Annotated in this window: 14 protein-coding genes and 1 tRNA gene; 8 read left to right on the top strand and 7 right to left on the bottom strand. The window is 61.2% G+C overall.

What is annotated here, in order from left to right:
* Positions 1 to 132: 132 nt before the first annotated feature.
* Both ACTQW0_RS05210 and ACTQW0_RS05205 read right to left on the bottom strand, forming a co-directional pair.
* Positions 133 to 217: transfer RNA gene (locus ACTQW0_RS05210), tRNA-Leu, on the bottom strand.
* A 31-nt stretch (positions 218 to 248) separates the two neighbouring features.
* The gene (locus ACTQW0_RS05205; RefSeq protein ID WP_427718884.1) at positions 249 to 872 is read right to left on the bottom strand and encodes a hypothetical protein; all 624 of its coding nucleotides are present in this window, start codon (positions 870 to 872) and stop codon (positions 249 to 251) included.
* 163 nt (positions 873 to 1,035) lie between these two features.
* Between ACTQW0_RS05205 and ACTQW0_RS05200 the strand changes: the two genes are divergently transcribed.
* On the top strand, positions 1,036 to 1,323 hold the full coding sequence (locus ACTQW0_RS05200) for a PTS sugar transporter subunit IIB (RefSeq protein WP_055252380.1): 288 nt from the start codon (positions 1,036 to 1,038) through the stop codon (positions 1,321 to 1,323).
* Between the two features lie 11 nt (positions 1,324 to 1,334).
* A complete protein-coding gene (locus tag ACTQW0_RS05195; RefSeq protein ID WP_427718886.1) occupies positions 1,335 to 1,709 on the top strand; it encodes a VOC family protein in 375 nt (124 codons plus the stop codon).
* A gap of 294 nt (positions 1,710 to 2,003) precedes the next feature.
* Here the strand turns inward: ACTQW0_RS05195 and ACTQW0_RS05190 are convergent, their stop codons facing one another.
* From ACTQW0_RS05190 to ACTQW0_RS05180, 3 genes are read right to left on the bottom strand one after another with little or no spacing between them, the layout of a single operon-like run.
* The gene (locus tag ACTQW0_RS05190) at positions 2,004 to 3,296 is read right to left on the bottom strand and encodes a sensor histidine kinase (RefSeq protein ID WP_441567212.1); all 1,293 of its coding nucleotides are present in this window, start codon (positions 3,294 to 3,296) and stop codon (positions 2,004 to 2,006) included.
* Positions 3,280 to 4,065: a response regulator transcription factor gene (locus ACTQW0_RS05185; RefSeq protein ID WP_441567210.1), complete on the bottom strand. Its 786-nt coding sequence runs from the start codon at positions 4,063 to 4,065 to the stop codon at positions 3,280 to 3,282. The genes ACTQW0_RS05190 and ACTQW0_RS05185 overlap by 17 nt, the downstream gene beginning before the upstream one ends.
* A gap of 18 nt (positions 4,066 to 4,083) precedes the next feature.
* A complete protein-coding gene (locus ACTQW0_RS05180) occupies positions 4,084 to 4,626 on the bottom strand; it encodes a DUF4342 domain-containing protein (RefSeq protein ID WP_441567208.1) in 543 nt (180 codons plus the stop codon).
* Positions 4,627 to 5,181: 555 nt separating this feature from the next.
* Between ACTQW0_RS05180 and ACTQW0_RS05175 the strand changes: the two genes are divergently transcribed.
* The 3 genes from ACTQW0_RS05175 to ACTQW0_RS05165 are packed head-to-tail and all read left to right on the top strand — an operon-like array spanning position 5,182 to position 6,822.
* Entirely contained in the window at positions 5,182 to 5,421 is a 240-nt protein-coding gene (locus tag ACTQW0_RS05175; protein ID WP_427718894.1) for a hypothetical protein, read from the top strand.
* Positions 5,422 to 5,431: 10 nt separating this feature from the next.
* The gene (locus ACTQW0_RS05170; RefSeq protein ID WP_441567206.1) at positions 5,432 to 6,100 is read left to right on the top strand and encodes a metallophosphoesterase; all 669 of its coding nucleotides are present in this window, start codon (positions 5,432 to 5,434) and stop codon (positions 6,098 to 6,100) included.
* Positions 6,097 to 6,822 (top strand): metallophosphoesterase family protein, encoded by a 726-nt coding sequence (locus ACTQW0_RS05165; protein ID WP_441567205.1) that lies wholly within the window; start codon positions 6,097 to 6,099, stop codon positions 6,820 to 6,822. The genes ACTQW0_RS05170 and ACTQW0_RS05165 overlap by 4 nt, the downstream gene beginning before the upstream one ends.
* 15 nt (positions 6,823 to 6,837) lie before the next feature.
* Here ACTQW0_RS05165 and gluQRS read toward each other — a convergent pair whose 3' ends face one another.
* Positions 6,838 to 7,848: a tRNA glutamyl-Q(34) synthetase GluQRS gene (gene gluQRS, locus ACTQW0_RS05160; protein ID WP_441567204.1), complete on the bottom strand. Its 1,011-nt coding sequence runs from the start codon at positions 7,846 to 7,848 to the stop codon at positions 6,838 to 6,840.
* A gap of 525 nt (positions 7,849 to 8,373) precedes the next feature.
* On the opposite strand from gluQRS, the gene ACTQW0_RS05155 reads away from it, so the two are divergent.
* A complete protein-coding gene (locus tag ACTQW0_RS05155; protein ID WP_441567202.1) occupies positions 8,374 to 10,314 on the top strand; it encodes a DUF2207 family protein in 1,941 nt (646 codons plus the stop codon).
* A gap of 275 nt (positions 10,315 to 10,589) precedes the next feature.
* On the opposite strand, the gene ACTQW0_RS05150 is transcribed toward ACTQW0_RS05155, so the two are convergent.
* The gene (locus ACTQW0_RS05150) at positions 10,590 to 11,231 is read right to left on the bottom strand and encodes a GNAT family N-acetyltransferase (protein ID WP_441567200.1); all 642 of its coding nucleotides are present in this window, start codon (positions 11,229 to 11,231) and stop codon (positions 10,590 to 10,592) included.
* A gap of 277 nt (positions 11,232 to 11,508) precedes the next feature.
* Between ACTQW0_RS05150 and purH the strand changes: the two genes are divergently transcribed.
* Together purH and ACTQW0_RS05140 are read left to right on the top strand one after the other, a co-directional pair.
* On the top strand, positions 11,509 to 13,116 hold the full coding sequence (gene purH, locus ACTQW0_RS05145; RefSeq protein ID WP_441560909.1) for a bifunctional phosphoribosylaminoimidazolecarboxamide formyltransferase/IMP cyclohydrolase: 1,608 nt from the start codon (positions 11,509 to 11,511) through the stop codon (positions 13,114 to 13,116).
* Between the two features lie 278 nt (positions 13,117 to 13,394).
* Positions 13,395 to 14,105 carry a hypothetical protein gene (locus tag ACTQW0_RS05140; RefSeq protein ID WP_441068715.1) on the top strand — a complete coding sequence of 237 codons (711 nt, stop codon included), beginning with the start codon at positions 13,395 to 13,397 and terminating at the stop codon, positions 14,103 to 14,105.
* The last annotated feature ends 15 nt before the right edge of the window (positions 14,106 to 14,120 follow it).

Here is a 14,120-nt window from a genome sequence, read left to right as displayed (position 1 = left end):
GCGGTGAAATAGTTCCTAAATGGGCTGATAAACTGCCAAAACAGGAACTATTCCACCGCAACTTAGAGGCTTGACGGTGTCCAAAAGAAACGAGCCCGCATTCCAAAGGGACACGGGCTCGTAAACAATACGTGGTAGGGGCGGTGGGACTCGAACCCACAATCCTTGCGGCGAGAGATTTTAAGTCTCCTGCGTATGCCAATTCCGCCACGCCCCCGTAAGACTAGAAGTCTAGCACAAGCCGTCCGTTACGCGTTGACGGCCATCGAGTGTTGGCCCGACTTCTCGAGGAACTCTTGGAACTTTGCCTCGTCGCCCTTGTTTTGGTACTGCAGGGCCAGCAGGTACTCCAGTCGGCAGCGCTTGACCGGGTCGTTGCCGACATCCTCGAGCATGCGCTCCAGCTCGGGAATGTCGTTGTGGCGCTTGAGGATCATCGTGTCGTACATCAGCTGGCATTCGTGCGCGACTGCCTCGGCTTGGCCACCCTCAAAGCCCTTGATCTCGTGCAGCAGCTCCTTGGACTTTTTGCGGTCCTCCTGGCCAACGTAGTAGTTAAAGGCCTTGATCACCAGATCGACGCGCTGCATCTTGGGCAGGTTGAGCCCCAGCAGCAGGTCAAACATCTCGTCGGCGCGCTCGTGGTCCTCGCGCAGCAGATAGGAGTTCAGGCGCAGGTAGTCGCGGTTGTAGCGCGGGTACAGCATGCTGGTGAGTTTGCCGTCGAGCAAACGATCGAACTCGTCCCACTGTTTGGCGGCCATGAGCCGCTGCAGGCGTTTAAACGTGGTGCGTTTTTTGATGCTAAAGAGCAGCGACACGGCGATACAGATGACAACGACGACGGTCCAGAGTGTGCGGGAATCGGGCATATTGAGCTCCTCGGTCGCTCGTAAAACAAGCGGTATGACAAAACCTACTAGATGTATTATACGCAGCGTGCAAGCAAACTGGCACAAAAGTGCATCGAGGCCGAGCGCCATCGCTCGCTGCGGTACACTTACCTAAAGTAAACCATGAAGGGAGACATTACCTATGAAGAAGATCGTTTTGGCTTGCGGTGCTGGCGCTGCTACTTCCACGCTCGTTGCCCAGAAGGTCGCCACCATGCTCGACGCCAACGGTTACGCCGGCAAGTATGAGATCGTGCAGTGCGCCATTTCCGAGGCCAAGGACGCTTGCGACGAGGGCGCCGACCTGCTGATCGCCACCACCGTTGCCCCCGAGGGCCTCACCTGCCCGTACGTGAGCGGCGTGCCCTTTATGACCGGCATGAACCGCGTCGCTGCCGAGAAGGCCGTTCTCGACGTCATGGCTCAGTAGACGCTGCCTGTATGAACGAGCAGAACGCCAACCCGGTCGAGCTCTTTGGCATGCGCGTTGCCCATGTGGGCATTAACGCCACCGACCCGGCAGACGCCCTGGAGATCGCGGAGCTGTTCTCGACGATGATGGGCCTGCCCGTCAGCGAGACCCCGATTTCGTACTTTAACGACTCGCTGGTCGAGATCATGAAGCAGAACGGTCGTGGCGCCAAGGGCCACATAGGCTTTGCCGTCAACGACATCGATGCTGCCGAGAAGTGGTTTGCCGAGCACGGGCTCGAGGTCAACGAGGAGTCGCGCGTGCTGCTGCCCGACGGCGGCACCAAGCTTGTGTACTTTAAGCGCGAGTTCGCCGGCTTCGCCGTGCACCTGTGTCGCGAGTAGCGCACAATCTGCTATAACGAAAAAAGGGGATAGGGCCGCATGGCCCTATCCCTTTTTTTGCCGAGGGGGCGACCTTTTGAGGGGACATGAAATCGGGGTCTAATACTTTTCCCGAGAAGTGAACGAGCAGAATTGGACCCCCGAAGCATCGACACTTTGAGGGTACCGTTTCCTGCGGTTTTGATGCTGGAATCCTGCGATTATCCCGTCGAAAAATGTGGATGCTTCAGGGGTCCAAATACGCTCGTTCACTTCTCCGGAAAAGTATTAGACCTCGATTCACGAGGGGGCTTCCTACCGTGGCAGGCGAATCGTAAAGCGGCTACCGACGCCCTCGACCGAGGTCACGCCAATGGCGCCGCCATGGCTATCGACAATCCACTTAGCAATGGCAAGCCCCAGGCCCGAGCCCTGCGCGCCGGCATCGCGTGCGTTGTCGGCGCGGTAGAACCGTTCAAACGCGTGAGCTGCGGACTCCTGGTTCATGCCGATACCCTCGTCCTCAACACTTATGTCGATCGCGCCCGTGCCCGTATCGGGAGTTATGGCAAACGTGACGGTCGTTCCCGCGTTCGAATACTTGGCGGCGTTCTGCACGATCACGCGCAGAGCCTGCTTCACAAGCGCCACGTCGACAGGTGCGTCGCAGCGCGGATCGTTGGCAAATGCAGCGTCAAAAGCCAGCCGATACGTGTGCGCGGCGTCGATCATCTGCGATTCCTCGCACACCTCGCCGGCCAGTGCGGCCAGGTTGGTATGCGCACGCCGCAGGACCGTGCGCCCGGCATCGCCGCGTGCCAAAAACAGCAGCTGCTCCACGAGCTCCTGCATATGCTCGCTTTCGGCCTTGAGGGACGCGATGGATTCCGCCAGCACGTCCGGGTCGTCTTTGCCCCAGCGGTCGAGCATGTTTACGTAGCCCTGAATCACCGCGATGGGCGTGCGCAGCTCGTGGCTTGCATCGTTGACAAAGCGCATCTGCTGCAGCTTGGCCTCTTGCATCTGGCGCAGCAGCCGGTTGAGCGCGACCTCGATGCTTGCCAGGTCGGCGTCGCCGGTGGTGACGCTCGGCGAGTCGACACTCGCGCGCTCGATGGCCTGCTCCAGTGTTTCCATCTTGCCGCCGGAGAGTTGCATGCGGCCGAGTTCGTCCACGCGCAGGGCCAAGTCGTTGAGCGGTGCCATGGTGCGACGCACGTGCCTTGCGCCGCCGAGCATGTTGAGCACGCTGATGACCTGCCAACCCACAACGACAAGGTAGAGAGGCCATAGCGCGACGAGGTCCTGCGCGAGAGGGAAAGTCTTGGTGGTAGCAAGTTCGACGGTATAGGTGAGCGTTGTCAGGTCCCAGTCGCGCGCGGGCTTCAGCGACATGCCGTGAACGGCGGCGCTGGGGATCCATCCTGCGGTAAACGCGCCTTCGGGCAGCGTCTGGTTGTATCCATAGACGAGGATCGCCGCCGCAATCACCATCAGCAGCAGATCGAGCCAGACGTAGCTCATCAGGCGGCGCCATATATAGCTCCAGTTGATGGCGCGGGCGATGGAGGTGACACGCTTGGCTTCGGCGTTACGCACGGCAGACATAGCCCACCCCGCGCACGGTCTGGATGATGCGGGCGCCGCCGGCGTCCTCGATCTTGGCACGCAGGTGCGCGATGTGCACGTCGACGTTGTTGGTGTCGCCCACGTATTCGTAGCCCAGCGCCTCGTGCGCGATGCGCTCGCGTGTGAGCACGGTTTCGGCATGTGTCATAAGCAGGGCGAGAACGTCGAACTCGCGGGCCGTGAGCGCGATGGGCGAGCCGCCGACCGTGACTTCGCGGCGGTCGGGGTCGAGCACGACCGAGCCCACGGTGAGCGCGGCGGGGGAGGGCGCGACGGAAGCCTTGGTCGACCTGCTGACCGGGGGCACCGCAGCGGCGTCGCCGCCCGCGCCGCCCGCCATGCCCGCCCCAGCGCCGGCGCCGCCAACGCCCGAAGCCGTCCGCACGGCCTCCGCGCGCTTCAGCGCCACGCGAATCCGTGCGAACAGCTCCTCAATCGCAAACGGCTTGGTCAAGTAGTCGTCGGCACCGGCATCGAGCCCGGCCACCTTGTCCATCACGGCATCGCGCGCGGTGACCATAATCACCGGCACATCCTTGTGCTTGCGGACACGCCGCAAGACCTCCATGCCGTTGAGCTGCGGCAACAGCACATCGAGCAGAATCAGATCGTAGTCGCGCTCCAGCGCCAAGTCCACGGCGGTGCGGCCGTCGGCGGCGTGCTCCACCTGGTAGCCCTCGTGCTCCAGCTCGAGCGTCACAAAGCGGGCGATTTTCTCCTCGTCCTCTACGATCAGGATCTGTGTCATGCGTGTCCCCGTCTGCGATTACTTGTCGTCGTTCAGGTTTTGCTTGATGTCGTCCGCGGCGTCAGCGGCGTGATTCATAAGGTTGTTGATGCTGCCGGGCACGTCGCCGTCGCTATCGATGCGGTAGCGCATGCCAAAGAACAGGCCAATCAGCATGAGCCATATCGTGGCGCCCCAGGCAAACAGGGCGACGATGGGGATCAGGATGGGGATGTTGAGGATGATGGCGTCGCGGCGCGTGGCGATAAACTTGGTGTCCAGGCTCAGGCGGAAGAGCTTTTTGAGGTACTCCCACACGCTGTCCATCTTCTTGGAAAAGTCAGTCTTTTCGCTCGACTTCTCGTAGGCTGCCTGCGCGGCGACCATCTCGGCCGAGGGTTCATCGGCCGGCTCGGATTCGGTGGCGGCGTGCGCCGATGTGGTCTGGGTCTTGCCTTGCGACTCGAGCCAAATGATGGCGTCCAAAACGTTGCCGTCGGCGGCTTCGAGCGCGGCCTTGGCATCGGTGTAGCTCACGTTGCACTTGGTGCGGATGGTTTCAACTTTTTCGAGGTCGTCCATGACCTGTCCTTTCGTTCGATGGGCGCGACGTCGGGCGATCTGCCCGGGCGCGAGCGTTGCGTTCAGCGGTCTGCGTTGCGCGGCGCCGCCCCGCCCTTGGTCGAACTTTATAGTGCAGGTTATAGATTAAGCGATTCTTGAGCCAAGATTAATGTTGGATGAGTTTTTGGGTGCTGTGGGGAAGGAAGAGGTGCCCTTCTGGGTAGCTAGCAGCGAGGTTTAATACTTTTCCGAGAAGTGAACGAGCTAAAACGGACCCCCGAAGCATCGACACTTTAGAGGTGTCGTTTCCTGCGGTTTCGATGCTGAAATCCTGCGATTTTGCCGACGAAAAATGTGGATGCTTCAGGGGTCCAAAAACAGCCGTTCACTTCGCGGAAAAGTATTAGACCTCGATAGCGGGGGATGGGGTGCCGGTGCAAAACGGCGTCAAGGGTTGGTCGAGCAGGCGGTTTCTCCATTGATGTCCGCACGGCATGTGACACTTACCCTGCCGCCCTGCTCTGCCGCGGCGGCATGTGCCCAAACAACGGCCCTCTAAGGAGCTCGATAGCAATGAGTGACAACACCAAGCATCTCGCAAAGAAGTGCGTCAAGGACGCGGGGCCGTGCCTCGCGCTGTGCGTGGTCGGCGCAGCGGTCGCGCTGTTGGCTGTTCTGGGACCATTCGACGTGCTCCGAAGTGCCGGTTCTCTGCACGTTTGCATGGCCCTTGCCGGCGCCATGATGACCGGCGGCGTACTCGATCTGATTTTTTGGGTGCTCGACCCGTTTGGATGGAAGAACGAGGGGTAAGCCCTAAGGGATGGATACCCCGCAGCAACAGGAGGTCCCCGTGATCTGGTTTACCGGCGATACTCACTTTGGACATGAGAACATGCTACGGCTTAGCGATAGGCCTTGGTCGACTGTTGCGCAGATGAACGATGCCATGGTCGCCAACATTAACAGCAAGGTTGCTGCGGATGACGAGCTCTACATCTTGGGTGACTTTAGCTTTAAGATGACGGTCCAAGACGCCTACGAGCTGCGCAAAAGCATTGCCTGCAAGCGCGTCCATCTGCTGCCTGGCAACCACGACAAAGACTGGACGCAGCCTGCGGTAGCGGATGCTTTTATCGTCGAGCCGCCCATTTGCGCGCTCAAGATCAGCCGCCAAAAAATCGTGCTGAGCCACTATCCCATGGTCGACTGGCAGGGCATGTCGCACGGCAGCTGGCATTTGCACGGGCATATCCACAGTTGCGGCAGCGCATACAACGAGTTCAACCGCAGGCAGGGACTGCTGCGCTATGACGTGGGCGTGGACGCCAACAGCTACGCCCCGGTGAGCTTGGAGGAACTCAAAGCTTGGTTTGCGCAGGTAGACGAACCGATGTGTTGCGTTAAATGGCCGTGGTGGGTCAATGCCACGGGCGACGAGCAGGTCGAGCACGATCTCGAAAGTTATAAGAGGGAAGTGGTAATCCGATGACGGTCTATGTGACGGGCGATATTCACGGCGGCCTCGACATGCAAAAGCTGCGCGACTGGGATCTTGGGGATAGTCTGACGAGCGACGACTATCTGATTGTTGCGGGCGATTTTGGCTTTCCGTGGGATTTCTCTGCCGAGGAGTGCGCCGACATCGCTTGGCTGGAGTCGCGCCCCTATACCGTGCTGTTCGTCGACGGCAACCACGAGCGTTTCGATCACTGGGCGGAGCGTCCCATGGAGCTGTGGCACGGTGGGCTAACGCAGTGCCTGTCGGATACCTCTCCCATACGGCGCCTGACGCGCGGCGAGGTTTTTGAGCTCGACGGCTCAATGATCTTTACCATGGGCGGCGCCACGAGCGTGGATAAGGAATACCGCATTCCCTATTCCAGCTGGTGGCCACAGGAGCTGCCGGACGAGCGCAACTTTGAGGAGGCGCGGACAAAGCTCGACAGCGTGGGCTGGAAGGTTGACTACGTGGTCACCCACACCTGCTCTACGCGCATGCTTTCGCCCACGCTCTATCCTGCGCCCGGCTGGAATTGCCCCGCCGTTGATCGGCTTACGGCATTTTTCGATGAGCTGGAAGACCGCTTGGACTACAAGCGCTGGTACTACGGGCATTTTCATCGGGATGCCAACCCTGCCGAGCGCCATACCGTGCTCTACGACTGTATCGTTCGCTTGGGCGACGAACTCCAGCCCTGGGACGTTGCGTAGGGGCGAGGTATTTGGCTACTCGGCCGTTACGGTGATGTTCTCGCGGTGCGCGCGGATGACATTCCAGCTAAAGTGCTCGACCAACTGCTCGGCAGAGCGCGACGTGGTGTCCGGCGCGATGCCCGTTTGCCCGGCGAGCCATCCCAGCAGTGCCTCGGGCGTGCCAAAGCGTACGCGTAGCTCGCCCAGGTCCAGATCGCGGTCGCGCTTGGAAAGGCGGCGGCCGTCCGGCGACATGAGTAGCGGAATGTGCGCGTAATGCGGCGTGGGAAGTCCCAGCAGATGTTGCAGGTAGATTTGGCGGGGCGTGGAGCCCAGCAGGTCGCATCCGCGCACGACCTCGGTGACGCCCATGGCAGCGTCGTCGACCACCACGGCTAGCTGGTAGGCAAAAACGCCGTCGCTGCGGCGCACCAAAAAGTCGCCGCACTCGGTGGCGAGTGCCTCGCATTGGGCGCCGTACGTACGGTCCACGAATTCGATCACGTCGCCGGCGAGATCATCGACAGTAGGCACGCGCAGACGCGTGGCCGGGGCGCGCAGAACGCTGCGGCGGGCGATCTCTTCGACAGAAAGGTTTCGACAGGCGCCGCGGTAGATGGGCGTGCCGTCGCTGGCATGCGGCGCGCTCGCGGCGTGGAGCTCGGCACGCGTACAAAAGCAGGGATAGGTGAGGTCGGCGTCATTCAGCCGGCGCAAGGCGCTCTCGTACAGGTCCAGACGATCGTGCTGGTAGTGGGGGCCTTCGTCCCACTCAAGCCCTAGCCAGGCCAGGTCGTCAATCAATTGAGCGGCAAGTTCCGGGCGCTTGCAGCGATCGTCCAGGTCCTCGATGCGCAACACGATGCTGCCGCCTTGGCTGCGGGCCGAAAGCCACGAGCACAGGCAGCTGAACACGTTGCCCAGGTGCATGCGGCCCGAGGGCGACGGGGCAAAACGGCCTACGACAGGTACGGGAACGGAGGCGGGCGGCGTTGTTGGCGCGTTCGCGGCGGGCGTTGCTATGTTGCGTGCGTTGATATCCATGCGGACGAGTATAGCGCGGAGCGCGATGGGGAGGCGTCACTGTGGTCCGCAAGTTGTCGAGGCCCCGCATTGCGTATGGTGGGCCGCAGGCTCGGTGCTTTGATTCCTGTCGATCAACTCAGTACCTTAGACAACAGAAACCCCGGCAGCTCTTCGCAACTGCCGGGGTTTCCGCGGAAAAGGGGGACATGATCCTCGAGCGAACGGCAAAGGGGCAAACCAGTTTCGCTCAACTGCTTTATGCCCCTCGGCTGGCGGCTCAATCAGCGCGTGCCGCGCCCACACAAAGCTGCTACACCTGTGACGGAGCTGTGAAGTGGTATCTATTGCTGGCGCGGGCCATGCCAAGGATGTCCCTCATGACTAGTCATTTAAGAACGTCCCCAATGACTACCCAATGATTAGCTGCTGGCGGCAGGCATGACTTTCATCCCGTTTGGCGCTCCGGTCGCCTAGATGTTCGTCATGTGTACCCGCAAACGTGGGACAATGGCGCTGTTGGTTTTACAGACAAAGGATGTGCCTATGAACGCCCCCGTTGCCAATGCTTGTCGGCAGCGCTGCCTGCTTGCGCGATTTGCTTCCATTTGCGCACTCGTCGCGTGCGTGCTGCTGCTGTTGCCCGCCGTTGCACGTGCCGACGGGTATTCCATGACCCAAACCTATATCGGTGCCACGGTTGAGGCCGATGGATCGCTGACCGTTGTCGAGGGGCGCCAGTTTGATTTCGACGACGACATCAACGGCGTGTATTGGGATATCAATACGGGCACCAACCAGCAGGGTGGTACGGCGGGTGTCGATGTGCTGAGCGTCGAGGAAGATGATGCCGCGTTTAGCAGGGTTGACTATGCAAACAAAGGCGACAACGGCGTCTATACGGTTGAGCAGTCCGACGGCGGCGTAAAGATCAAGGTGTTCAGCCCCCACGAGAGCGGCGACAGCGCGATCTATTACGTGAGCTACACCATGACCGGTGCGGTTATGAACTGGTCCGATACCGCCGAGCTCTACTGGAAGTTTGTGGGCGACGGCTGGTCTGCGGACTCCGATGACGTCGAGATGGAAGTTTACTTCGCAAATGCCGCTGCCGGAACGGCGGCCGTCAAGGGCGATAACTTCCGTGCATGGGGCCACGGTCCGCTCACGGGCGACGTGTCGCTCGACGCGGACGAGCCCATGGTCACCTATACCATACCCTGCGTGCATCAGGGCGAATTCGCCGAGGCGCGCATCGCCTTCCCCAGCGATTGGGTGCCGCAGCTCGCCGCCTCGGGCAAGGAACGCATGTCGACAATTCTGAGCGAGGAGAAGGCGTGGGCCGAGGAGGCCAACGCCCGCCGCGCTCGCGCCCGCATGATCGCCAATGCACTTGCCGTGGTTAGCGTTGTCGCGGCGGTTGCCTTTACCGGCACAATCGTCGTGCTCAAGTTGCGCAAGCGCAAGCCCAAACCGCTGTTCCAGGACGAATACTTCCGCGACGTGCCCTCGGCCGACCATCCCGCCGTGCTTTCGGCCCTCATGAGCTGGAACGAGGTGCCCGATCAGGCATATATCGCCACGCTCATGAAGCTCACCGACGATCGCGTGATCAAGTTAGAGGAGGCAATCGCGACCAAGGGCAAGAAGGGCCTGCTCCGTCGCGAAAAAGAGGAGCAGACGTATCGTGTGACGGTGAGCGATGCGGGCTGGAAGTCGGCCAAGGGCATTGACCGCATGGTGCTCAAGGTCTTCTTTGCCGGTGCTAAGCCCGACATGAACGGCGATCGCTCGCGCACGTTTGACGAGCTGCAACACTATGTTAAGCAGCACGCTACGCCCGTGGGCGACAAGCTCAAGGACTATCAGAGCACCGTTAAGGGCAAACTGGCCGATAGCGAGTACGTTGCCTCGGACGGCATTGTCGCAATGGTGTTTTGCCTGGTTCTTGGCACTCTGATCGCCTTTGTTCCCGTGGGATCCATCTTCTTTACCGACGGCGCACAGGTGAACATTGTCGCCGCGGTTATCTCGGTGCCGATTGTGCTGGTGGGTATTGGCGTGGGCCTTACGTTCCGCCGCCTTACGCCGGAGGGCGCCGAGGTGGCGGCTCGCTGCAAGGCGCTCAAGCATTGGCTCGAGGACTTCACGCGTCTAAAGGAAGCCGTCCCCGGCGATCTGGTGCTGTGGAATAAACTTCTGGTGATGGGTGCGGCGCTGGGCGTTTCCAAGGAAGTTCTGCGTCAGCTTGCCGAGGCCGTGCCGCCCGAGGTGCGCGAGGCCGACGGCTTCTACGACAATTACCCCTGCTACTGGTGGTACTACCATCACTACGGAAACCAGTCTCCGCTCGATTCGTTCGATGGCGTGTATCACGAGAGCATCCGTGAGCTGGCTTCGAGTTCCGATAGCTCGAGCGGCGGCGGTGGTGGCTTCTCGGGCGGCGGGGGCGGCGGCGTTGGCGGAGGCGGCGGCGGAACGTTCTAACGGTCCTAAAATATGGGATGGGCTTTTCTCGGCAGCCGTCGGGGAAAGCCCGTCCCCTTTTTATGCGCCAAAATGCGCCGATCTTTTACTTTTGCCCACCGCTATTTGCAGAATCCTCTATAGGGTGATGCCAGCGAGGGTTTCGGTGACTCTTTTGTTCAAGACTGTCCCCGGCGACTAGTCATTTAAGAACGTCCCCAACGACTAGGTGTGGTTGCTGCCAAGGAGTGTCCCGGGGCGCCGGCACAAAGGGGACACTCCCTTAACTGCCGGTTTTAGGCTGTCAGGTCGAGTTCGTAGAGGAAGCTTTCGCGCGGCATGTCGTGGCGGCGCTCTTCGCGGTTGGCGCGGTGCGTGGCCGTGCGCTTAAAGCCGTGCAGCTCGTAGAACTTCCACGAGCAGTTGGAGTCGGTATACAGGTACGCTCTCGACGCTCCGCGCGAGGACAGGTGCGAGACCGCGGCATCGAGCAGAACCGAGCCAACGCCCAGGCCGTGGACATCGCGATCAACGGCAAGCAACGTGACCTCGTTGTCATGCGGCAGCGGGCTGCTCTCGAGCAGGCGGTTGTTGGTCCGGATGGTGGCGCGCACAAACGAGAGATACTCGGCACAGGCATCGGGCTCCAGCTCACGCATCTGCGACAGCAATGCGCGTTCGGTATCCATCCAATGCTCCTTAACGGTGGCGCCGCTGCTTTGCCCCGCACGTGCGAGTGCAATGCCGCGCGCCTGGCCGTCGATTACGGCGACCTGCGAAAACGTCGAGGAAGAAAGGCAATAGGCGAGGTCGCACGCGGCCTCAAGGCGGTTGTACTCTTCGTTATCCGAATTATTATGCCAAAGCTGCTGCAAGATCAGCGCGATGGCGTCGAAATCTTCGGTATCAAACGGTCGGTAGAGAACCCGCGAGACCATGGTGCCTCTTTCTATTGCGGATGCATATCGAGCACAGTTCTACCACGCCATTGGCATCTAATTATGGTGCCCCTGTGTTCCATCAACTCACCGTGCCCAGTGGTGCTCCTGCAACCCCCGCTCGCAAGCTTTTTCTGCACATGCGCCCGTTACGGGGTGCATCAATGCGCTCGATGCGCTACATTGAATCAGTATTTTCAATGCCGCTGCGCGAGCGCTGCAGATCGACGTATCACCGACTCACAGAGCACGGCGGCGTACCAGACAGGAGGACTGCATGGGATCTGATGTGAAGATCGCACGCGCGTTGATCTCGGTTACCGATAAGACGGGCGTCGTCGATTTCGCACGGACGCTGGTTGACGACTTTGGCGTCGAGATCATCTCTACGGGCGGCACGGCTCGTGCCATCGAGGACGCGGGCGTTCCCGTAACCCCCATAGAGGAGTTCACGGGCTATCCCGAGATGATGGACGGCCGCGTCAAGACGCTGCACCCCAAGGTTCACGGCGCGCTGCTGGCTCGCCGCGATTCCGAACAGCACATGCAGGAGGCAGCTCAGCACGGCATTAAGCTGATCGACCTGGTCGTCGTCAACCTGTACGAGTTCGAGAAGACCGTCGCCAACCCCGAGGTCACCTTCGCGGATGCCATTGAGCACATCGATATCGGTGGCCCCTCCATGCTTCGCTCTGCCGCCAAGAACGCCGCGAGCGTTACCGTCATCTCCGACCCGGCCGACTATGATGCCGTCCTGGCCGAGATGCGCGAGACCGGTGGCTGCACCACGCTTTCCACCCGTCGTCGCCTGCAGGTGAAGGTCTACCAGACCACCGCCGCCTACGACACGGCTATCTCCCGTTGGCTTGCTGCCCAGGCAAGCGACGTGGCGGACACCTCTGCCAAACTCGAGGTCTCGCTGGAGAAGGTCGACGACCTGCGCTATGGCGAGAATCCTCAGCAGAAGGCTACGGTCTACCGCTTTGCCGATGGCTGCGAGAACTCCGCGAGCTCGCAGTTCCCGCTCGTGGGCTCCGAGCAGATTCAGGGCAAGCCGCTCAGCTACAACAACTATTTGGACGCCGATGCCGCTTGGAACCTGGTTCGCGAGTTCGACGAGCCTGCCTGCGTGATCCTCAAGCATCAGAACCCCTGCGGCTCCGCCGTTGCCGAGGACATCACGGCTGCCTACGACCGCGCCTTTGCCTGCGATCCCAAGAGCGCTTTCGGCGGCATCATCGCCTGCAACCGCGAGGTTCCCTTTGAGCTGGTTGAGCACTTTGCCGATCAGAACAAGCAGTTCGTCGAGGTCATCATCGCCCCGAGCTACACCGCCGAGGCGCTCGATCGCATGGCCAAGCGCCCCAACCTGCGCGTGCTGGCTACCGGCGGCGTGGACCACGGCGCCAAGGTGGAGCTGCGCTCCATCGACGGCGGCATGCTGGTGCAGGAGGTCGACCACGTGATCGAGGATCCCGCGACCTTTACGTTCCCCACCGACCGCAAGCCCACCGATGCCGAGATGGCCGAGCTTGAGTTTGCCTGGAAGGTCTGCAAGGGCGTCAAGTCCAACGCCATCCTGGTCTCCAAGGGTAAGGCCGGCATTGGCATGGGCCCGGGCCAGCCCAACCGCGTTGACTCCGCACTGCTTGCCTGCGAGCGCGCCGAGGACTTCTGCGAGCGCGAGGGCGTGGAGAAGGGCGGCTTTGCCTGCGCAAGCGACGCGTTCTTCCCGTTCCGCGACAACGTCGACGTGCTTGCTGAGCACGGCGTGACCTGCATCATCCAGCCCGGCGGCTCCAAGCGCGACGACGAGAGCATCCAGGCCTGCAACGAGCATGGCATCGCAATGGTCTTCACGGGCGCCCGCCACTTCCGCCACTAATGATCGTTACGCGGTTTTACCAAACCGCGTAACTGCTCGACGCTGCGCCGGCCCCAAGCACCTCATCTCGCCGCTCAAACCGTCGCTCGCGTACAGAAGTACGCGTCGCTCCTCTTTCGCGGCGACCTGAGGCACTTGGGTCCGGCTCGCTGGCTTATGTTCCACCAGCGGTATTGGCTCGCCCCGAACTAAAGCTATCTATTGCCGCCCGTGCCGGTTGGTGCAGGCGGCTTTTTTGGGTATAACGGTGCGGTGTATGTTTTTGAGAAAGGTTGGATATGGCCGTTGTGGATGATGCCGAGCTGTTTGGCAATGCCGAGGACCAGCGTGCGTACGAGGACTTTTGCGCCAATCAGGAGGCGGTCGAGAAGTTTACGCTCGACAAGCCCGCGCTTGTCTGCCGTTGGCGCATGTCCAACAAAAAGGTGCCCATGCTCAACCGCCACATTCGTGCGCTGTCCGAGCGCCTGGTGCAGGGCGAGCCGCTCACCCATAACATGCTCAGCTGGGCCAAGCAGCACGTTGAGTGGTCGCTTGCCGAGGGCGATTACACCGCGCGCGACGGCGTGCTCATGCTGGTGATCGACGTTAACGGCAATGCCGCCATGACGGTGGGGGAGTACGAGCCGCTGGCCGATACTTCGGCCAAGGCGCTGCGTGCCCGCTCCGCCGAGGCCCGCTCCGAGGCCGACGAAACCGGCGTGGCGCCCGAGCTGCTCGCCGCCGTCAACAACGGCGAGCTGGTCTTTGTGGCACCGGCGGACGAGTGCCTGTGTGGCACGGCGACGCTTATCGAGCAGCTGGCCCAGACCAAGGGCATCCCGGTCACGCGCGTGGACATTCCCGCGCAGCTCAAGGGCGCGCTGTTCCTGGTGAGTGACGAGCACGGCGTGGTCCCTGCCGCCGAGACGGACGCCGTCGAGTCCGACGCCGCTACGGTTGCCTTCTTTGCCGAAGGCTACGAAAAGCTCCGTGCCCGCCGCTCCTAACCTCAAGGCGGGGTG

This window comes from Collinsella sp. LCP19S3_B7, assembly GCF_052121795.1.
In the GTDB taxonomy this organism is placed as follows: Bacteria; Actinomycetota; Coriobacteriia; order Coriobacteriales; family Coriobacteriaceae; genus Collinsella.
This window is presented reverse-complemented; position numbering and strand designations above follow the sequence as displayed.